The organism is Companilactobacillus zhongbaensis (assembly GCF_003946515.1).
Classification (GTDB): Bacteria; Bacillota; Bacilli; order Lactobacillales; family Lactobacillaceae; genus Companilactobacillus; species Companilactobacillus zhongbaensis.
Map to the genome: position 1 here is coordinate 1 of NZ_RHOM01000036.1, position 20,735 is coordinate 20,735.

Annotated in this window: 19 protein-coding genes; 16 read left to right on the forward strand and 3 right to left on the reverse strand. The window is 39.6% G+C overall.

Features of this window, described 5'->3' with window-relative positions:
- Positions 1-341: 341 nt before the first annotated feature.
- Positions 342-1,175 carry an undecaprenyl-diphosphate phosphatase gene (locus tag EKM69_RS10755; protein WP_125710938.1) on the reverse strand — a complete coding sequence of 278 codons (834 nt, stop codon included), beginning with the start codon at positions 1,173-1,175 and terminating at the stop codon, positions 342-344.
- A gap of 27 nt (positions 1,176-1,202) precedes the next feature.
- A complete protein-coding gene (locus tag EKM69_RS10760; protein WP_125710940.1) occupies positions 1,203-2,222 on the reverse strand; it encodes a lactonase family protein in 1,020 nt (339 codons plus the stop codon).
- 163 nt (positions 2,223-2,385) lie between these two features.
- Between EKM69_RS10760 and EKM69_RS10765 the strand changes: the two genes are divergently transcribed.
- The 13 genes from EKM69_RS10765 (at position 2,386) to EKM69_RS10825 (ending at position 16,664) form a co-directional block, all read left to right on the forward strand.
- Complete coding sequence (locus EKM69_RS10765) at positions 2,386-3,522, forward strand: AI-2E family transporter (RefSeq protein ID WP_225423883.1); 1,137 nt, start codon at positions 2,386-2,388, stop codon at positions 3,520-3,522.
- 179 nt (positions 3,523-3,701) lie between these two features.
- Positions 3,702-4,211, forward strand: coding sequence for a tRNA (uridine(34)/cytosine(34)/5-carboxymethylaminomethyluridine(34)-2'-O)-methyltransferase TrmL (gene trmL / locus EKM69_RS10770; protein ID WP_125710944.1), 510 nt, complete (start codon positions 3,702-3,704; stop codon positions 4,209-4,211).
- A gap of 13 nt (positions 4,212-4,224) precedes the next feature.
- Complete coding sequence (locus EKM69_RS10775; RefSeq protein ID WP_125710946.1) at positions 4,225-4,674, forward strand: DUF1149 family protein; 450 nt, start codon at positions 4,225-4,227, stop codon at positions 4,672-4,674.
- 78 nt (positions 4,675-4,752) lie between these two features.
- On the forward strand, positions 4,753-7,191 hold the full coding sequence (locus tag EKM69_RS10780) for a DNA translocase FtsK (RefSeq protein WP_125710948.1): 2,439 nt from the start codon (positions 4,753-4,755) through the stop codon (positions 7,189-7,191).
- Positions 7,188-8,465, forward strand: a complete 1,278-nt coding sequence (gene yfmF / locus EKM69_RS10785; protein WP_125710950.1) for an EF-P 5-aminopentanol modification-associated protein YfmF — start codon at positions 7,188-7,190, stop codon at positions 8,463-8,465. The genes EKM69_RS10780 and yfmF overlap by 4 nt, the downstream gene beginning before the upstream one ends.
- Before the next feature lies 1 nt (position 8,466).
- Positions 8,467-9,708, forward strand: coding sequence for an EF-P 5-aminopentanol modification-associated protein YfmH (yfmH, locus tag EKM69_RS10790; RefSeq protein ID WP_125710952.1), 1,242 nt, complete (start codon positions 8,467-8,469; stop codon positions 9,706-9,708).
- A gap of 1 nt (position 9,709) precedes the next feature.
- Entirely contained in the window at positions 9,710-10,429 is a 720-nt protein-coding gene (ymfI, locus tag EKM69_RS10795) for an elongation factor P 5-aminopentanone reductase (RefSeq protein ID WP_125710972.1), read from the forward strand.
- Positions 10,430-10,489: 60 nt separating this feature from the next.
- Positions 10,490-11,335, forward strand: coding sequence for a helix-turn-helix domain-containing protein (locus tag EKM69_RS10800; RefSeq protein WP_125710954.1), 846 nt, complete (start codon positions 10,490-10,492; stop codon positions 11,333-11,335).
- Positions 11,336-11,433: 98 nt separating this feature from the next.
- Entirely contained in the window at positions 11,434-12,018 is a 585-nt protein-coding gene (pgsA, locus tag EKM69_RS10805) for a CDP-diacylglycerol--glycerol-3-phosphate 3-phosphatidyltransferase (RefSeq protein WP_125710956.1), read from the forward strand.
- 23 nt (positions 12,019-12,041) lie between these two features.
- The gene (locus tag EKM69_RS10810) at positions 12,042-12,587 is read left to right on the forward strand and encodes a CinA family protein (RefSeq protein ID WP_125710958.1); all 546 of its coding nucleotides are present in this window, start codon (positions 12,042-12,044) and stop codon (positions 12,585-12,587) included.
- Between the two features lie 92 nt (positions 12,588-12,679).
- Positions 12,680-13,759 carry a recombinase RecA gene (gene recA / locus EKM69_RS10815; RefSeq protein ID WP_125710960.1) on the forward strand — a complete coding sequence of 360 codons (1,080 nt, stop codon included), beginning with the start codon at positions 12,680-12,682 and terminating at the stop codon, positions 13,757-13,759.
- A gap of 136 nt (positions 13,760-13,895) precedes the next feature.
- Positions 13,896-15,461 carry a ribonuclease Y gene (rny, locus tag EKM69_RS10820; protein WP_125710962.1) on the forward strand — a complete coding sequence of 522 codons (1,566 nt, stop codon included), beginning with the start codon at positions 13,896-13,898 and terminating at the stop codon, positions 15,459-15,461.
- A gap of 120 nt (positions 15,462-15,581) precedes the next feature.
- Entirely contained in the window at positions 15,582-16,664 is a 1,083-nt protein-coding gene (locus EKM69_RS10825; RefSeq protein WP_125710974.1) for a glycosyltransferase family 4 protein, read from the forward strand.
- A gap of 554 nt (positions 16,665-17,218) precedes the next feature.
- Here EKM69_RS10825 and EKM69_RS10830 read toward each other — a convergent pair.
- Positions 17,219-17,857 (reverse strand): YigZ family protein, encoded by a 639-nt coding sequence (locus tag EKM69_RS10830; RefSeq protein WP_125710964.1) that lies wholly within the window; start codon positions 17,855-17,857, stop codon positions 17,219-17,221.
- 32 nt (positions 17,858-17,889) lie between these two features.
- On the opposite strand from EKM69_RS10830, the gene EKM69_RS10835 reads away from it, so the two are divergent.
- From EKM69_RS10835 to hpf, 3 genes are all read left to right on the forward strand, one after another.
- The gene (locus EKM69_RS10835) at positions 17,890-19,206 is read left to right on the forward strand and encodes a DEAD/DEAH box helicase (RefSeq protein WP_125710966.1); all 1,317 of its coding nucleotides are present in this window, start codon (positions 17,890-17,892) and stop codon (positions 19,204-19,206) included.
- A gap of 185 nt (positions 19,207-19,391) precedes the next feature.
- Entirely contained in the window at positions 19,392-19,886 is a 495-nt protein-coding gene (locus tag EKM69_RS10840) for a ComF family protein (protein ID WP_225423884.1), read from the forward strand.
- Positions 19,887-19,983: 97 nt separating this feature from the next.
- Positions 19,984-20,532 (forward strand): ribosome hibernation-promoting factor, HPF/YfiA family, encoded by a 549-nt coding sequence (gene hpf / locus EKM69_RS10845; RefSeq protein ID WP_125710970.1) that lies wholly within the window; start codon positions 19,984-19,986, stop codon positions 20,530-20,532.
- Positions 20,533-20,735: the final 203 nt, after the last annotated feature.

Genomic DNA, 20,735 nt, shown 5'->3' on the forward strand with positions numbered 1-20,735 from the left:
TGGATCGTGGAAGGCATCATATATTTCAACACAGAAAGAAGAACAACCAAAAATAACGGATTAACACCTGCAGAAATGCGAGAAATGTCAGGAATGGCTGCTTAAAAAATTATTATATTTAAATCGTCCGGTTGAAAAATATGGCTCAGCCGGCAGCGTTCCAGCGGCTGTATCCCCGGGCCCCGGAGTCGGCAGTGAACCTCAAACCAAACTACTACACAAATCCCAACCACCAAAAATCACCAACATCCAACCAAAAAAAACGCTCCACGTCCGCCAAAAACTCTCTCACCTCAAGAAAAAAAGAGACCTTCCCAAAAAGAAAGATCTCTCAAACAAAACTAACCCTTAATAAACCCAAAATAAGCAATAACAATAAGAGCTAAAATAATCCGATACCATCCAAATGCCTTAAAATCATTCTTCTTAATATAATTAAGCAAGAACTTAATAGAAGCATAAGCAACAATAAACGAAACAACAACACCAACCAGCAAAATCACAACCTGGTCTCCTGTAAAGCCAAGCCCCTTATGGAAATAAGAAAAAATCCGTAAAAGACTAGCACCAAACATAGTAGGAATAGCCAAGAAAAATGAAAACTCGGTTGCAACGAATCGTGATGTTCCGATCGAGATACCACCAAGAATAGTAGCACCAGAACGTGAAGTACCAGGAACTAACGATAGAACTTGGAAAAGTCCGATCCCAAGAGCGGTCATATAAGAAAGGTCGTTCAAGTCGTTGACCTTAGCTTGTTTGCCCTTGAAATAATTTTCTACGACGATGAATAAAATACCGTAGATCAATAACGTAGCGGAAATAACTTGCCAGCTAGTTAAGTTTTGTTCCATCCAGTCATTCAATGGTAAACCGATCACCGCAGCTGGAATGATGGCGACGATAACTTTGAACCAAATTTGCCAAGTTTGACTCTTTTCTTTTTTCGATTTTTTGGGTGAAAACGGGTTTAACTTATTGAAATAAATTAAGATAACCGCCAAAATAGCCCCAAATTGGATAACTACCATGAACATATCAATAAAAGCTTTTGATTCGTTCAGCTTAACGAATTCGTTGGCCAAGTATAAGTGACCGGTTGAACTGATCGGTAGGAATTCCGTAAATCCTTCGACAATGCCGAGGATGATGGTTTTTATAATCTCAATGAGCATGTTCAAATTCTCCTAAATTATTTAAAACTAGATAAAGTGTACACATACGCACTCAGGAATGCCAATATTATCTTGAATAATTGTTAAGATTCCTTTGTTAGGATTGCGTTTGAATAATGTTAAATTGTCTGAATCTTGGTTCGCAACTAGCACGTATTTTTCAGATGGGTCGATCTGGAAGTCACGTGGACCTTTGCCTTTGACCTTAGTCGTTCCTAAGGATTTGAGGCGGTCGCCGTTTGGTTCGATAGCAAATGTTGCGATCGTATCGGCACCACGAGTCGATACGTATAAAAATTTAGCATCTTTAGTGATCCTGATTGCAGCCGTCGTGTTCTTTTGTTCGTCTTTAGCAGCAGAGGCTTCATCGACTAAATTGAAAGAGGAGTTTTCACTGTCATATTTCAAGACGAGGACGTTTGAAGAAAGCTCACAAGCTACATAAATATAAGGCTTGCTAGGGTGGAAGACGAGATGACGGGGAGCATAGCCAGCTGGGGCAATGTATTCCGTCAACATCTTAGGATCACTTGGATCTGAAATGTCGTACAAGTAGATCCGGTCAGTTCCGTAATCACAAATGATCAATTTTCCGTCAGGAGTTAGCGCACTGTAGTGAGGCTTTGATTGATCTTGTTCAGGACGGGGACCAGTTCCTTCAAAGTGGATCGTTGAGAGTAATTTTAGCTTGTTGTCATCAGTGATCTTGTGGATAGTCACTTGACTCAAATGAAAATAAGCACTGAAAACTAAGTTGTTGCTTTGGTCCAATTTGACGTACGAAGGAGAGTTTTCTTCCGAAAGATCCTCATCTAATAGTTTTGGCTCGTCATCAGAAATATCGTATAAGACGATACCACCACCATTTTCGCTTTTTGCTAGAGCGACCATCTTTAGGTCATTGGTTACATCTAAATAAGTTGGATCCTTTAATTCTAGGTATAATTTTGGTTCTTTTAATTCGCCAGTTTCCGTATCAAGTTGGGAACGATAAACACCTTTACCAGTTTTTCTCGTATAGCCACTTAATAAGACATTTTCTAACATCAAATTACCTCCAAACATGTATACTATACAGTATACTGGTAAATGCCAAATAATTATATGGGGGCTATCCATGAAAGATTCGAGAAAAGAAAAAAGTTGGTTTTATCGGTGGTTTTTAAATAACCAAGCGACAGTTTTATTGATAAATATTTTAATTGTATTTTTGATTATTTTTCTATTTTCCAAGGTAAGTTTCGTTTTCCAACCGGTCGGCCAAATTCTTGGAATCGTGATGCCACCTGTTATTTTAGCTTTGATACTTTATTATTTGATCAATCCGTTGATCAATGTTCTCGAAAGACGTTTTCACGTCAATCGGATCTTGTCGATCTCGGTCGTTTTCATAATAATTGCTGCCTTGATCGTCTGGGGGATCATGTCATTGATCCCGTTGATCCAAAGTCAGATCGATTCTTTGATCAAGAACTGGCCTAATTATTGGGATTCGCTCAATAAAGGCATACAGCACTTGTTCTCAGATCCGAAGATGCACGCAATTCAGGAACGATTAGCTGATATGGATAAGAATATTAGTAAGAGTTTTGAAAAGTCGATGGATTCGATCGTGCCACAAACTTTCAGTAACATCGGCTCGGTTTTCAGTGTCGTTACTAACGTCGTTATGATTTTATTGACCGCACCTTTCATCTTGTTCTTCATGCTCAAAGACGATAAGAAATTCAAGCAATCGGTCATCAGATTCGTACCAGACCGCTTGAAAAAGTCGACTAGTGATCTGCTTTCTGAAATCAGCTCATCACTTAGTTCATACATTACTGGCCAATTGACGGTGGCCTTTTGGGTAGCCGTGATGTTCTTCGTGGGTTACTTGATCATCGGTCAGCGTTACGCCTTAGTCTTAGGTATCGTTGCCGGAATTTTGAACTTGATCCCGTATGTTGGATCAACGTTAGCTTTATTGCCATCACTAGTGATCGCAGCGTTTATCGCACCATCGATGGTTTTAAAAGTTATCATTGTCTTCTTAGTAGAGCAGACTATTGAAACTCGTGTCATTTCACCGATCATCGTGGGAAACAAGATGTCGATGCATCCAGTGACGACGATTTTGGTCTTGTTAGTTTCTGCAGGAATGTATGGTTTGATCGGAATGATCGCTGGTATTCCTATTTTTGCCATTTTGAAGATAATTTGTACTCGGATTTTTAATTGGTTCAAACGAAATTCTTCGTGGTATACCGATGAAGAAATTGACGAGGGTAATGCAGATGACAAGCAGAATCCTGTCCCTACACCAATTAGTCAAGATATAAAAAGTTCAAAAAAAGACAACAAATAATTCATAAATCTATTGAATGGGCGAAATCTATAGCATATAATAGTTCTAGACTTTTTCGTTACGTGTTTTTATCAGAAGATGATTTTGATAAAAGCATGTAATCAGATGAGTTTAATAACGCACGCCCTTGCTGTGGTCTTCACCGAGGGGATGCGTTTTTTTATTTTAAGGAGAAAAACATGACAAATCACATTGCACTTTTTGAGCCACTAATGCCTGCAAATACAGGTAACATTGCCCGTACTTGTGCGGGAACTAATACTAAATTACATTTGATCAGGCCCCTAGGTTTTAGTACCGACGATGCACACATGAAGCGTGCTGGTTTGGACTATTGGGACAAGGTGGATATTACTTATCATGATGATTTGGATGATTTTTTAAATAGTATCCCTGACGATCAATATTTGTACTTGATCACAAAATTCTCAAATAAGATTTACAGCGATCAAGACTTTAGCGATACTTCACTCGACCATTATTTCTTGTTCGGTAAGGAGACGACTGGTTTGCCAGAGAAGTTCATGCGTGAGAATCCTGACAAATGTTTACGTATCCCAATGAGCGACAATATTCGAGCTTTGAATTTAGCTAATACTTGTGCTTTAGTGATCTATGAGGCCGTCAGACAACAACATTTTGCTGGCCTTGAATTAACGCACCATTATGAACACGATAAATTAGACTAGGAGCGTTTTAACAATGAAAACGAGAAAAGGACCAGTTTCAGTTCAATCATTTCATTACGACATCGCTAATCCTCAAGATGAGGTCAAACAAGATTTGCAGATCTCACTCGACCATCCTGATATTAAAGATGAGAACGGCAAGCCTTTAGATGAATCAGAAGGAAAGATTTTCCAAGTAGTCATTCCCTTTGAGATCCATCCTCAAGGTGCACCATTTTCAGTATCCGGCTTGATCGGTCAAGTCATGCAACTACTTGATTTTCACGGTGATCCTGAAGATCTTAAAGATAAAGAAGTTCAACAGATCTCACGTGAGGTCGTTGAATACATCGAAACGTTAACTTATCAAGTTACTGCCGTAACTTTGAATAAAGGTGTTTCCTTAAACTTCTCCGCTCAAGACTCGGTCGAACCTAATGAAACCGTCAAAAAGCTACGTGAAGATAAGAATAAGAAAGATTAAAAAAACGCAGAAATGCGCTTTTTTTGTGTCAAGAAACTGTATAATTTTTTAAGATGAATAGTATAGAGTGAGGTATTTATGGCTAGAAGAAAGTCGGCAACGACGCCTAAAAAGAGTCCACGTAAAAACACCAAGAAAAATAGTGTCGATAATGTTCGCTTAGCTAAATCTTTGATTGGTTTAGCATTGATCGTTTTTTCCATTTTAGGTTTATTCAAACTGGGGATCGTCGGTAAATTTTACGATAACTTATACCGGATTTTTGTCGGTGATAGTTATCAATTTTTACTCTTGATCAGTATTTTCGCCGGAGCATTTTTGATTGCTACCGGACAATTGCCTAAGATGAGTCCTAAGCGCAATTTTGGCTTTTTGTTCACTTACCTGGGTGTGCTAGTGGTCTTACATAAGATCATGTTTTCGAAACTTGATCTTTATCATAATTATAATTTAGTAACTTGGAATACCATCAGCGCTGACATGGCTAACTCCAGTGTCGACCATTCAGTTGGTGGGGGAATGATCGGTTCATATTTATACAGTCTTTTTATGCCATTATTTTCAAATTGGGGTACGAATCTGGTCGCTGGATTATTGGTTTTTATCGGAATTTTGATGCTCTTCAACGTATCAATGCAACAAGTATCAGAAGCCATGAAAGGTTTTTTGAAACTAGTTAAGAGTGGTTTGCTCAACGTTAAGGATGCCTTTTCAGGCAAGTACGAAGATTACGTTGAAAATAAAAATGATCCAGAAAAACCCAAGAAAACTCGTCGCGAGAAAAAAATCGAACGCGAGGATTCCAAATATCAAGACGTTAATTCCTTTGCTCATGACAAGAAAAAGTCTGAGCCAGAAGCAGAACCAAAACGTGACGAGGACACTGGCTTTACGATCGACTTGCCAAATAGTCAAACGTCGCCAACACCTGATCCGACACCGGAGGCATCTACCGGTACGGCTCAAATCATGTCAAAACCTTACGGTATCGACGGAGCTACGGATAAAGATCTACCAACGCCACGTTCAGCTAGTGAGCATCACAACATCTCCGATGATGATTATGAGTTGCCTTCGGCTGACTTGTTGAAGCAAGTTCCGCAAGTGGATCAAAGCGGTGAAGTGCAACTGATCGATGAAAACAAAGATAAATTAAAACGGACCTTCAAGAGTTTTGGCGTTGATGTCGATGTTAAAAAAGCTAGCTTGGGACCAACTATTACGAAATATGAAGTCCAACCTGCCATCGGTGTCAAGGTAAGCAAGATCGTCAACTTGGCTGATGACTTAGCTTTAGCCTTAGCTGCCAAGGATATTCGTATTGAAGCTCCGATCCCCGGTAAGTCCTTTGTCGGGATCGAAGTTCCAAATAAGACAGTCTCTTCAGTTTCCTTTAGAGACATCACGGAACATCAAAAAGATGACAAGTCACCATTAGTCGTCCCACTAGGAAAAGATGTTTCGGGTAACATTATCGAAGCTGATATTACGAAGATGCCCCATTTACTAATTGCTGGATCGACTGGTAGTGGTAAGTCTGTTGCTATCAATACTATCATCACTGGTATTTTGATGAAGGCTAAACCAAACGAAGTGAAATTGATCTTGATCGATCCAAAGATGGTTGAGTTGAATGTTTACAACGGGATCCCACACTTGTTGATCCCAGTAGTTACAGATGCCAGAAGGGCAGCCGGAGCTTTGCAAAAAGCCGTTACTGAGATGGAACGTCGCTACAAGTTATTTGCTGAGACTAACCACCGAAACATTGGTGAATACAATGATGAAGTCGATGAATTCAACAAGACTGCTTCTGACGAGGACAAGATGGAACGCTTGCCATTCATCGTCGTGATCGTTGATGAGTTGTCTGACTTAATGATGGTCGCAGGACACGAAGTTGAAGCAGCCATCGTTCGACTAGCCCAAATGGCTCGTGCTGCAGGGTTACACATTATCATCGCCACACAACGTCCATCTGTCGATGTTATTACTGGCTTGATCAAAGCCAACATTCCATCTAGAATTGCCTTCGCTGTTTCGAGTGGTGTCGACTCGAGAACTATTTTAGACGCCGTCGGTGCGGAAAAATTACTCGGACGTGGTGACATGCTCTTTCAACCGATCGGAAAGAGTAAGCCTGTTAGACTTCAAGGTGCTTACATTTCTGAAGAAGAAGTGGAAAATGTCGTTAACTTTGTCAGCTCGCAACAACAAGCTGAATACGACCAAGATATGATCCCAACTGACGTCTCTGAAGAAGACGGCAAGGGTGATGGAGAAAAACCAAATGATGAATATTGGGATGATGCAGTCGATTTGATTGTTCAACAACAATCTGCTAGTGTCTCAATGTTACAAAGAAGATTTGCCATAGGCTACAACCGTGCTGCACGGATCGTTGACCAAATGGAAGAAAAGGGGATTGTCGGTCCTCCTGAAGGCAGTAAGCCGAGAAAAGTCTTATTGACTCCAGAACAATTAGAAACTATACGGAAAAAACAGGTGGAAAATTGAGAGAAGTTTTAGCTAAAAATGTCGTATTAAATGTCAAACCATTGACGCAGTTTCGAACCATCAAGATACAAATCAATTTTTTGCGACCTATCAACAAAGACGAGTCGACCAAAAGACGTTTGCTAGCCAATGTTTTGAGCAATTCAACCAAAAAATATCCTAGTTTCAAAGCTATCAATGATCGTGAAATGGAACTATACGGTGCTGAGGTCAATGCCTACACACGTTCGTTGTTAAATTTCAATGACTTAGGCTTCAGTGTGGAATTCGCTGATCCTAGTTTTTTGATCGGTGATACTGATCAAGTGGAAAATAATTTAGATTTGCTTGGAGATATCATTTTTGAACCTAACTTGGCCAGTGATACTGAGTTCGATTCGACAGCTTTCAACGTTGAAAAACGCAATATGATGTCGAACTTGCAAGCTGTTCAAGACAATCAAGATCTAGTCAGCATGTTAGAATTGTCCAAGTTGATCCATCAAGATGAGCCTAATAAATTGATCCCGATTTTTGGTAATGAAGACCAATTAAGGGACTTAACTAATGCTCAATTGTTAGACTATTATCACGATGCTATCGCAAATGACTTTGTTTTGATCAATGTGGTCGGAAATGTCGACCCTGAAAAATTTGCCAATTTAGTTAAGGACAAATTTTCCGCTCGTCTATTAAAGCAAAAACGTAATGATTTATCGATCAAGTTTGAAAAGTTCGACAAATTGATCGCCGATCCTGCTCACGGACAAGATAAGAAAGAAGTTAATCAAAGTCGACTAGCTATCGGTTATTATGTTGAGAAGATCGATAAAGAATTCAGTCATCTAGCACCACAGGCGATGAACTTGATCTTAGGTGGCGATGATCAGTCACAATTGTTTTTACAAGTCAGAGAGAAAAATAGCTTAGCTTATTCCGTTTCTAGCAGCTATTCGCCTAACAATCATCTGTTGACGATCACCGCTGGATTGGATGCCAAAACGATCAAGCAAGCGATGGATTTGATCGAAGTGCAATTAGATTTCATGCGTTCTGGTAAATTTACCGACGAGCAGATCGAACACGCCAAAAAAGTTTTATTCACACGTCGTCAAATTAGTTCTGATAATATCCAACACTACATCATGCGCAGTATTTGGGAGTCAGTTTACCCTAAAGCAATGTTGTCAGAAGAAGCTTATAAAGCAGAACTAGACAAGTTAGACCGTAAGCACATTATCGCTGTGGCCAACAATTTACACTTAATTGCCGATTACAAACTGATTGGAGAGTAGAATGGCAAACAAACTTCAAAAATATATTAAAGATTTACCTAACGGATTCAAGATCACGGCCGTACCATTACCGGGATATAAACAAACTTACACAGTAGCCATGGCTAATTTTGGCTCCGTTGACACTAATTTAGGTCAAGGCAAGTTTTTACCAGCTGGGATCGCCCATTTTATCGAACACAAATTATTCGCTAAACCAGGCTACGATGTCTCAGAAAAATTTGCTAAGACAGGTGCTAATTCTAACGCCTACACGAGTTATACCAAGACAGCTTATTTGTTCCAAACTTTGGAAAACCCCTATGATAACTTGAAGATTTTATTAGATTTATTCCAACATCCTTATTTCACTGAGGAAAACGTCAATTCAGAAAGAGGCATTATCAATCAAGAGATCCAAATGTATTTGGATATGCCCGAATGGGTCCTCGAGCAACGTATCTTGAGCCAGCTGTATCCCAATGACCCGATTGCTGCCGACATTGCCGGAAGCAGTGAATCTCTCCAAAAAATCAACAAGGACAATTTGCTTTCGACTTATCAAAATGGCTATCGTCCTAACAACATGGATCTAGTCATCGTTGGGGATGTCGATTTTGATCGCGTAGTTTCGATCGTGGAGGATTCTCCATTTGAAAAGATGGATCAAGAAACTGAGATCAAACCGAACGACTTTTTGCCGATCGGACCAGGTGGTCAAGAATCAATGAAGATCAGTCAAAGTCGAGCAGCCTTTGGGATTCGTATCGATACGAAATTGACCGGTTATGAACTGGTTAAATATCAGTACATTTTAAATATGATCATGGAAACATTGATCGGTGAATCATCAACCAATTATCAATCGATGACAAATAAAAATATAATTGATGATAGTTTTTCTTATAATGTTGTTGCAGAAAATGACTATTGTTTTATCATTGTTAGTGGATCAACGAATAAACCGGATGAATTCCAAAAACATTTGCAGGATTATTTTTTGAACAATGATTTGAAAGATGTTTTGACTGAAGAGAAATTCGAGCGGATCCGTCGTGACGCGATCGGGGCATACTTGTTTGCACAAAATTCACCCGATGCGATCGCCAACCAAATTGCTGAATTGCAATTTTACGATGTTGATTATTTACAATTGATCCAACTGCTAAATTCGATCACGTTAGATGAAGTTTTAGCAGCTTCAAAAGAAATTTTTAAAGAGAATAAATTTACTTATTATAATTTGATTGCGGATGGAAAATAAAATGGACGCATTGATCATGGGAAGTTCAGGTGATATTGGTGCTGCCACAGCTAAGAATTTAGCTGAAAAAGGCTGGTCACTTTATCTCCACTACAATAAAAATAAAGCCCGGATCCAAGACTTATACGAGGAATTGACCCAAAAATATCCTCACCAAGATTTTATTCCGGTGCAATATGACATGGAAAAAGACCACGTTGAAAAATTAGTCTCACAAATTTTTGGTCTAGATGCAATCATTTTTGCCCAAGGGAATACTTACTACAAATTATTGGTCGACATGGATGAGCGCGAATTAGATTCGTTGTGGCAGATCCACATTAAGCAACCGATCCTTATTTTGAAGGAGCTTCAAGATAAGCTAGCTCAAAAGCATCACGGTCGGATCGTCTTTATTGGTTCGATCTACGGTAAGATCGGTTCAGCCATGGAAGTTGTCTATAGTACCGTCAAAGGTGCAATGTCTTCGTTTGCTGATGCATACGCCAAAGAAGTGGCTTCTTTAGGCATTTCTGTCAACGTAGTTGCACCTGGTGCAGTCGATACGAAAATGAATAATGAATTTTCTAGTGAAGAATTAGAGAAGGTCAAAGAGGAGATACCCGCTGATCGCTTGGCGAGTTCAACGGAGATCGCCGACCTAGTTGCGTACTTAGTTCAAATCAAATCGAACTATTTGACGGGACAAACAATTTATTTTGCTGGTGGTTGGCTTTTGTAATGTCGCCGGTAATAAATATGATATGGTATACTTATAAAAATTAGTTAATGGTGGTATGAAATGGACGAAATTGGCGAAAAGTTAAGAAACGCCCGTATAAAGAAGGGTTATACAATTGATGACTTGCAACAAGTCACTAAGATTCAAAAGAGATATTTGATTGCGATCGAAGAAGGTCAATTTGATCATCTTCCTGGTGATTTTTATGTCCGTGCATTTATTAAGCAATACTGTGAGGCTGTTGATCTTGACAGTAATGAATTGCTTGAAGAATACAAGGCTGAGATCCCTGATTCACAACCACATGATGTCGCTGAAGAATCTTCAAGCACTCAAAAGAGAGCGGTCGACAGTAAATCGGATGGCTTTTTCTCCAAGATGCGCAACTACATTCCACAAATTATCGTCGGTATCGTAGTCATCGTTATCATCGGAGTGATCGTCTTTGGTATGGTCAACCGTAGCAAGAATTCTTCACAAGTGACGATTCCAAAGGACACTTCAAGTCAAACGACAACGAAGAAGTCTGATTCGAAGCCAAAGAAGGATACAACTAAGAAGAAAGAATCTAAGACAGATGATGAAGTCAGTGTCAAGGAAAGTAGTACTGAGGGTACTTACACTGTTAAGAATTTACCTGCCAACAAAGCTTTCGACGTAGTTGTTTCAGCAGAAGGCGGCCAAGCTTGGGTTTCATTTACTGAGGACTCAACTATGAGCTGGCAACAAGCTATTACTTCTGGCTCTGACAAGACGACTAGTGTTCCAGCAACTACTAAGAAATTAGAAATTCACACTGGTGATATTTCTAAAACTAAGGTATTGATTGCTGGTAAAGACGTTGATCTAGGTAATACTAGCAACAGTTCTTCAATTGTAAGGACACTAACATTCAATATTGAATAAGTTTTTAGCTTAAAAAATTGCGCCTGATTTATCTAGTAAGTCGGCGCTATTTTTCGGCTAACCGAGGAATTACTTTTTTAATACGGAGGAATCTAACAATGGAATGGAATTTACCAAATAAGTTAACTATGTTCAGAATTATTTTGATCCCAGTATTTATTATTTTATTAGCTTTCAGCTGGGAGAGTTGGGGAGACATTTATGTGATGAATGACTTGATCCCCGTTAATCACGTCGTTGCAACTATCGTCTTCATCGTGGCTTCACTTACTGACTTAGCGGATGGTAAAATTGCTAGGAAGAATCATATAGTTACTAATTTTGGTAAGTTTGCCGATACTTTGGCCGACAAGATGCTTACCTTAACAGCCTTTGTATTTTTAGTAGAATTAAAGATGGCTCCAGCTTGGGTCGTTGCCTTGATTCTTTGTCGTGAGTTGGCTGTTACTGGTTTGAGAACGATCGTCCTTGAACAAGGTGGCAAAGTCATGGCTGCTCAAATGCCTGGTAAGATCAAAACTACTACGCAAATGCTCGCCATCATTTTCTTATTGATGCACAACATTTTCTTCTCAGCTATTAATTTCCCAATCGGTGAAATATTCCTATACATCTGCTTATTCTTCACATTGTATTCAGGATGGGATTATTTCTATCAAAGTAGAAAGATTTTTACAAAATAAAACGTAATTTAGAAGTGAGAACAATGGAAAAAGAAATTTTTGAGAATTTTCGTGAACAAATCGAAACGGCAAATTTTGAAAATGGTATACCTGAAAAATACGCACAGATCCCTGAAGAGGTCGTTGCTAAGCTTTTAGAAGACCAAAAGACCATCACCGCTGCCGAAAGTTTGACGGCTGGTCTTTTTCAAGCAACAGTTGCAAGTATTCCTCATGCTTCGAGTGTATTTGAAGGTGGTTACGTGACATACTCCGATGAAATGAAGGAGAAGATGCTTCATATTCCTTCTAAGGTCATTAAAGTTCATACAGTAGTAAGTGCCCCCGTTGCTCAACAAATGGCTGAGTCGACCGCTGTGATGCTTGGTAAAGACTTAGGAGTTGGTATCACAGGTGTAGCCGGACCAGATCCACTCGAAAACAGTCCAGTCGGGACTGTTTTCATTGGAGTGTATGACAAATTTAAAAATTCTGTCGACGTGAAGGAATTTCACTTTGATGGAAGCCGCAACGCAGTTCGTCGAAAGGCCGTTATTTCTGCCCTTGTACTCGTTCGTGAAGTTGCATAAAGAAAAAAGCGAACAAATGTTTGCTTTTTTCTTGCTTTTTTGGTCAAATACTAATACTATTTAAATTGATAAAGCATTAGGAGGAAGACAATTTGGCAAAAGATGAACGTCAAAAAGCGTTAGACGTTGCTCTAAAGAAGATCGAGAAAGACTTTGGTAAGGGAGCAATCATGCGGATGGGAGACGATTTGAATACGCAAATTCAAACAGTCTCATCTGGGTCATTAGCGTTAGATAACGCCCTCGGTGTGGGTGGATTCCCACGCGGACGTATCGTAGAAATTTATGGACCTGAAAGTTCTGGTAAAACAACAGTAGCCTTGCATGCCGTTGCTGAGGTACAAAAGCAAGGTGGAACTGCAGCATATATCGATGCTGAAAATGCCATGGATCCTGCCTATGCTACAGCTTTGGGAGTAAACATCGATGATTTGCTTCTTTCACAACCAGACACAGGTGAACAAGGACTTGAGATCGCGGATGCTTTGGTATCCAGTGGCGCTGTCGACATTGTCGTTGTCGACTCAGTTGCTGCCTTAGTTCCACGTGCTGAAATCGAAGGTGACATGGGTGACTCACACGTTGGTTTGCAAGCCCGTTTAATGTCACAAGCTTTACGTAAACTTTCCGGATCGATCAATAAGACTAAGACTATCGCCTTATTTATCAACCAGATCCGTGAAAAAGTCGGTATCATGTTTGGTAACCCTGAAACTACACCTGGTGGTAGAGCTTTGAAATTCTACTCAACTATCAGACTGGAAGTTCGTCGTTCAGAACAGATCAAAGACGGAAGCGATGTTATCGGTAATAAGACTAAGATCAAAGTCGTTAAGAACAAGGTAGCTCCTCCATTTAAAGTGGCTATCGTTGATATCATGTACGGTAAGGGTATCTCTAAGACTGGTGAATTAGTCGATATGGCTGTTGATAAGGACATCGTCAATAAAGCTGGTTCTTGGTACTCATACGAAGATGAGCGGATCGGTCAAGGACGTGAGAATGCCAAGACCTTCCTTGCAGAAAATCCAGAGAAAATGGATGAAATTATGGCTAAAGTTCGTGCTGCCTACAACATGGACGGTCAAGCCGACAAAGATAAAGCGGAAGACGAAAATAATAATGACGCTGAAAATGCCGACACAGACGGCAATAAAGACGAAGAAGCCTAATTCGGGCTTCTTTTTTTTGCAGATTCTTTTGTTGACAGACGGATTTTATTCTATAATATAAAGTTGTATGTAAAAGTTTTGTATATTTTAAGATTTTACAAACAGATCAAACAAGTTAATAAGTGGAGGTGATGGCATGCCGAATGCTATCATAACCCTCTTTTTTGCCTTAATAACATTGATCGTAGGAGCCTTTTTCGGATATGCTCTCTGCAAAGACTCTTATGAGAAGAAACTTTCACAAGCTAAACAAACAGCTGAAGATATTATTTCTGATGCGAAGAAGTCAGCTAAATCTTTGAAGAAGGAAGCCCTTCTTGAAGCTAAAGATGAAGCTCACCAATATCGTGAGAAACAAGAAAGCGAACTGAATGAACGTCGTCGTGACGTTAAGAAACAGGAAGATCGTAATCTCGAACGTCAAGATATTTTGGATCGTAAAGATCAATCACTTGAGAAACGTGAGACAAATATCGAGAAGAATGAGAATAATATTCAAGCTAAAGAAAAAGAACTTGATGAAAAAGATAAACAATTGACTAATACTCTTGATGAACAAAAAGCGGAATTAACAAGAGTAAGTAACTTGACTAGAGACGAAGCACGTCAAATAATTTTAAATGAACTAAATGAGAAGTTAACTCATGAACGAGCAACAATGATCAAAGAAAGCAACGAACTGGCACGTCAATATGCCGATAAAGATGCTAAAGCTTTGATTGTTGCTGCTATTCAGCGCAGTGCCGCTGACACGGTTTCTGAAACGACCGTTACGACTGTCACATTACCTAACGAAGATATGAAGGGTCGTATTATTGGTCGTGAAGGACGTAATATTAGAACTATCGAAGCGTTGACAGGGGTCGATTTGATTATCGATGATACTCCTGAAGCTGTCGCTTTGAGTGCTTATGATCCGATTAGAAGAGAGATCGCTCGGATGGCACTTGAGAAATTGATTGAAGACGGCCGGATCCATCCAGCCCGTATCGAAGAAATGGTCGACAAAGCTCGTAAAGAGATGGACGACCATATTCGCGAGCTCGGAGAACAGACTATTTATAGTTTAGGGATCAGCTCGATCAATCCTGATTTAATTAAAATTATTGGACGTATGCAATATCGTACTAGTTATGGTCAAAATGTTTTGAGTCACTCAATTGAAGTAGCCAAGTTATCCGCTGTAATGGCTGGTGAATTGGGTGAAGATGTTACTTTAGCAAAACGAGCAGGGTTATTACACGATATAGGTAAATCTATTGATCGTGAAGTAGATGGCTCACACGTAGAAATAGGTGTGGATATAGCCACGAAGTACAAAGAACCAGAAGTTGTTGTTAATACAATAGCTTCGCATCACGGTGATGTCGAACCAACCTCAATGATCGCCACGATCGTCGCTGCAGCCGATGCTATTTCAGCTGCTAGACCTGGTGCTAGATCAGAGTCGATGGAAAACTACATTCACCGTTTAGAAAAACTTGAAGAAATTGCTAATAAGCATGAGGGCGTTGATCATTGTTATGCTATACAAGCAGGACACGAGATCCGTGTCATGGTCAAACCTGAAGAGATCTCAGATGATCAAGCAGCAATTCTTTCTCGTGATATTAAAAACGAAATTGAAGAGAATCTTGAATATCCAGGACACATTAAAGTTACTGTTGTCCGTGAAGTTCGCAAAGTCGAATTAGCTAAATAGGTTTTTTATGGGAGATAGTGATGTCACTATCTTTTTTTTATAGATTTTTTTGGTATTAGTCTATGGTATTGGTATAATCGATATTATTATTGGAAAGTAGGTTTTGGAGAAATGTCGAGTATGTTTAGCGTGATCGTGAAGTTATTTATGACAATGATTATTTCAGCCATAATAACTCCCTTCGTCATCAAACTTGCCTATATTTTAGGGGCCGTGGATAATCCTAATGCCCGGCGAGTAAATAAGAAACCAATGCCAACCATGGGAGGTTTGGCAATTTTTATTGCCTTTACCTTCTCGACATTCGTTTTGTTGAGAAATCAATTCCCAAGTCACGAACTGTTCAGTGTCTTTTTGGCCGAAGTGATAATTATCTTGACGGGTATTATCGATGATATCCGTGAGCTGTCACCCAAAGCTAAGATGGGTGGTATTTTTGCCGCATCGCTGGTGATCTATTTCTTGGCCGGTATTCGGATGAATGAGATTGTTATCCCATTTCTTGGCACTTTCCAACTCGGTTGGTGGTCTTTCCCAATCACCATAATTTGGATCCTAGCGATCACCAATGCCGTCAACTTGATCGATGGACTCGATGGTCTAGCTACCGGTGTTTCGATCATCGCCTTATTCACCATGGGAGTTGTCGGATACTTCTTCTTAAACTTCTCAAACGTGTACGTATCAATTTGGATTTTTGCCATGGTCGCTTCACTGGTCGGCTTTTTACCACACAACTTCCATCCGGCAAGTATCTTCTTGGGTGATACCGGAGCATTGTTCATTGGCTTCATGATCGCCGTGTTCTCATTGAAAGGTTTAAAAAATGTTACATTCGTAACGATGCTGATCCCAGTGGTCATCTTAGGAGTTCCTATCACCGATACCGTTTATGCAATGTTACGCCGTTTCTTGAATAAAAAACCGATCACACAAGCTGATAAGCATCATTTGCATCATCGATTGATGCAATTAGGTTTGTCGCATCGTCAAACTGTTTTAGTTATTTATGGATTGGCTTTGGTGTTTGCTTTTATTTCATTGCTGTTGCCATTGTCTAATTTCTGGGGTAGTTTGTTGCTGGCTGTTGCTTTGTTGATCGGGCTCGAGTTGTTTGTTGAGTCTATTGGGTTGATGGGAGACAATCGTCAGCCGTTGTTGCATTCTATTCAGAAGTTTATTAAGCGGTTGGAGAAAAAATAGTGTATTAAAAAACGAAGTACTGGATTTTATCAGTGCTTCGTTTTTTTTTGATTGTTTTTGTGGATGGTGGTGGTAGGTTGGGTGGTGGTTCACTGCCGACTCCGGGCCCCTCCGTCTAGATTGTAATAATATCCCTCTCTGTGGGGTGGGGACCGAGTTTTTTTGGTTAAGTTGGCGGTTTTGGCGCGTCCTGGTTTTTTCGGTCTATCTCAGTTTCTACTTTGGTTGGTAAGATATTAAGTTCTTAAGTTCCCAAGTTCCGAAGTTCTTAAGGGCATGGTTAAGGGCATTTTATTTAGGACCTTTTTTCTGGCTCGCGTGCTCGATTCTCGCACTCTCGCAGTGGTTTCGCTTTTTTGTTTTGTTACCAAACGTTGCCCTTTTTATAGTGGAAACGAGTTCCGGCGCACAGCGGCCTCCGGTTAACACATGTAGTCGCGGCACTGCTTCGCAGCACCTTGTGCGACTACACGCGTTAATCCTCAGCAGCTGATCGACCTCGCTGCGCTCTCTGTGCTTTCAGCAGCTGACCGTGCGCCTCCACTCTCTGTTTTTTAGTGTGCCTCGATCTTAACTTGCTTGAATTCTTTGGTGGTTTCTTTGAACTGGATTTGATTTTGGAAGTTGTCTTTTATTTTTTGTTTTTCTTGTTCTTCGGTTTCTAGGTCGAAGTAGACTTCTACGCTTACGTCTGTCGAGAATTGCTTGTTTTCTAGGATCAGGTTTTCGTTTTTGGCGTAGTTTTCGAATTTGTCGTATAGGTGATACGGGATGTTTAGGGTGTAGCCTTGTTGTTGGCGATTTTCTACTAGGCCTATTTCTTTGATTCCCTCTGCTGTGGTCGATGAGTATGCTCTGATCAATCCTCCAGCTCCTAGTTTGATGCCACCAAAGTATCTGGTTACTACTGCTGTGACGTTTTTTAGTTCTTGTTGTTGGAGTACGTTTAGAATTGGTGAGCCTGCTGTTCCGCTTGGTTCTCCGTCGTCTGACATTCTTTCGACTAAGACTTTTTCTTGAACTATGAAGGCGAAGCAGTTGTGTGTGGCTGATGATTCTTGTTCGCGGATTTTTTCTATGAATTCGTTAGCTTCTTTTTCTGAGTTGGTTTGAGCTAGATGGACGATGAATTTTGATTTTTTGATTTCTTTTAAGTAACTATCATTTGTGGCGATAGTTTTGTAATTTTCCAAAAATTTGCCTCTTTTCTTGCGTAATTTATTTTATGGATAATATAAATGAATATTTAGGTGGTAGAATCACTAATACTAGATTACTAACACCGCAGCAGATAAGTCAATTGTTAGAACGGGGTGGGAAGATTTTTCCTGCTACTTTTAAAAAGGAGAATCGATTGTACTGCCGCCGTTGTTTTAGTGAAATTTTGGTGAGTGAATTTCAGACGATCGAGCCTTATTGTCGAAATTGTATCAATTTTGGCAAATTGTTGGTGAAGGATGAGATTCTTGTTTCTAGTTCTGAATTAAATTTTCCTCCCGATCAGCCGATGACTTGGCAAGGTCAGTTAACTGATCAGCAAAAACTTGTTTGCCAGGAAGTTTTGACTTCATATTCTAATCAGCGAGATCATTTGATCTGGGCGGTGACTGGGGCAGGTAAGACGGAAATTATTTTTCCCTTGTTGAAACAAATTATTGACCATGGCCAACGAGTTGCCTTGTGCTCGCCACGGATCGATGTTTGTATTGAACTTTTTCCAAGGATCCAACGAGCTTTTGCTAACACTAGTATTGGATTGTTCCACGGAAAAAATGATCAAAAATATTTTCCCGCTCAAATAATGATTGCTACCGTCCATCAGTTGATCAGATTTGAAGAGGCCTTTGATGTTTTGATCATTGATGAGGTTGATTCTTTTCCTTTGGCTGGCGATAAGATGCTGCACCGAGCAATCATGAAAGCTAAAAAAACGTCAGGGAGCATTTTTTACTTGTCGGCGACTCCACCGGTGGAACTGTTGGATGAGGTCAAACAGGGTCAAGTTCAGCTTTCTAAGCTTTATCGCAGATTTCATGGTCATCCATTGCCGGAGCCTAAATGTCATTTGTTATTAAAATCAAGTTATTTTTTGAAGGTCAACCCGCGGATCAGATACATGATCACCAATGCTATCAAGGCTGGCGAACGACTGATGATCTTTTTTCCAAGGATACCAGATATGCTGGAATGTGAAGCTGCTTTAAAAAAGTTTTTTCCAAAGGTTTCGATGGTTTCGGTCAGTTCGAAAGATGATGAACGGATCGATAAGGTCCAGCAGTTTCGCCAACAAGAGGCACAAATAATTTTGACGACGACTATTTTGGAACGTGGGGTGACTTTCCCCAAGATCAAGGTGATCGTCATTGATGCCGATGCTGATGAGTTTTCAAAGACGGCTTTGATCCAGATTGCCGGTCGTGCGGGACGTGATAAGGACCATCCAAATGATGAAGTTCACTTGTTTTATCAGTTTTATTCCCGAAAACTCCATTTAGTTTGTCAGGAAATCAAATCTGTGAATAGGCAGGCCTATGCTAAATGAATAATTGTTTAAATTGTGGGCAGTCAATTTGTAAAAATTTAAATTTATCAGAAATATTTTTTTGGCGAAATATTGACAGTTCGTCTTTATGTTCATACTGTCAAAATCAGTTAATAACCTTACCAGATAAGGAACATTGTCCCAATTGCTTTAAGTTGGGAAGTGCTGATTTGTGCCTAGATTGCGTGATCTGGCAAAATAAATATAAAATTTTTAATCAACATTTTGCAATTTATGAGTATAATCAATTTATACATGATTATTTTAAAAGATATAAACGATATGGTGATGCTTTATTAGCGCAGCTTTTTCAAGCTGAGATCAAGCGATGGTCGAAGCTAGTCAAATATGATCTTGTGACGTATATTCCCAGTAGTCAGAGCCATTTTTTGAAGCGTGGTTTTGACCCAGTTTATGAACTGTACAAGCAGGTCTTTGATTTAACTGCTGTTTTTGAAAAAGTAGATGCCGATAAACCCCAGGCACAAAAGAATAAACAGGAGCGAATGCAGACGCCGCAGACTTTCAAGATCCGTGCCGATTTTCGGAAAAAAGATCAAGATATGCAAATTTTAATTGTCGATGATATATACACGACAGGGCGCACGTTATTGCATGCACGCCAATTGCTTTATGACAAGGGTTTTCAAGAAATTTATACTTTTTCATTAACTCGTTAGTGAAAACGTTGCCAGTTTGTCTATAGAATTATATAATCAATGTGAAGAGTTATTCTTGGCTCTTAGTTATTCCGAAACACCGGAAGGAGAGATTTTTATGTTAACAATTAACGTACGTGGCGAAAATGTCGAGGTAACACCTGCAATTCGTGATTATGTAGAGAAGAAAGTTTCAAAAATGGAAAAATATTTCAGTCCTAATAGTAATCCTATTGCTCATGTAAATTTGAAAATTTATCCATCAAAAGGAACTAAAGTCGAAGTTACAATTCCACTACCATATATCACATTAAGAGCTGAGGAAATGAACGATGATATGTACGCAGGAGTGGACTTAGTCATCGACAAACTCGAAAGACAAATTAGAAAGTTTAAGACAAAGGTCAACCGTAAAGACCGTGAACAACCAGGTATCAAGGACATTCCACTTGACGATATTCCTGCTGACGATGCTAAAGAGGATCAATCAGAAATCGTTAGAACAAAGCGTTTGTCATTGAAGCCAATGGATGCTGAAGAAGCTGTATTACAAATGGAAATGCTCGGACATGAGTTCTTCATTTTTGAGGATGCAGAAACTAACGGTGCAAGCATTGTTTACAAGCGTAATGACGGTAAGTATGGTTTGATCGAAACAAACGAATAAAAAAAACAAACAATAGCTTTGATCAGAAATTGATCAAGGCTATTTTTATTAAACAAACTAAAGGTTGAAAGATGAATATAACAAAATAACCCCGGCATACCGGGATTTTATTGTATAAAAATAGACATGAGCTTACTCATATCATTATAATTAAGGCGTCGAAACCAATTACAAAGGAGTATTCATGTCCATGTCTATTTTAC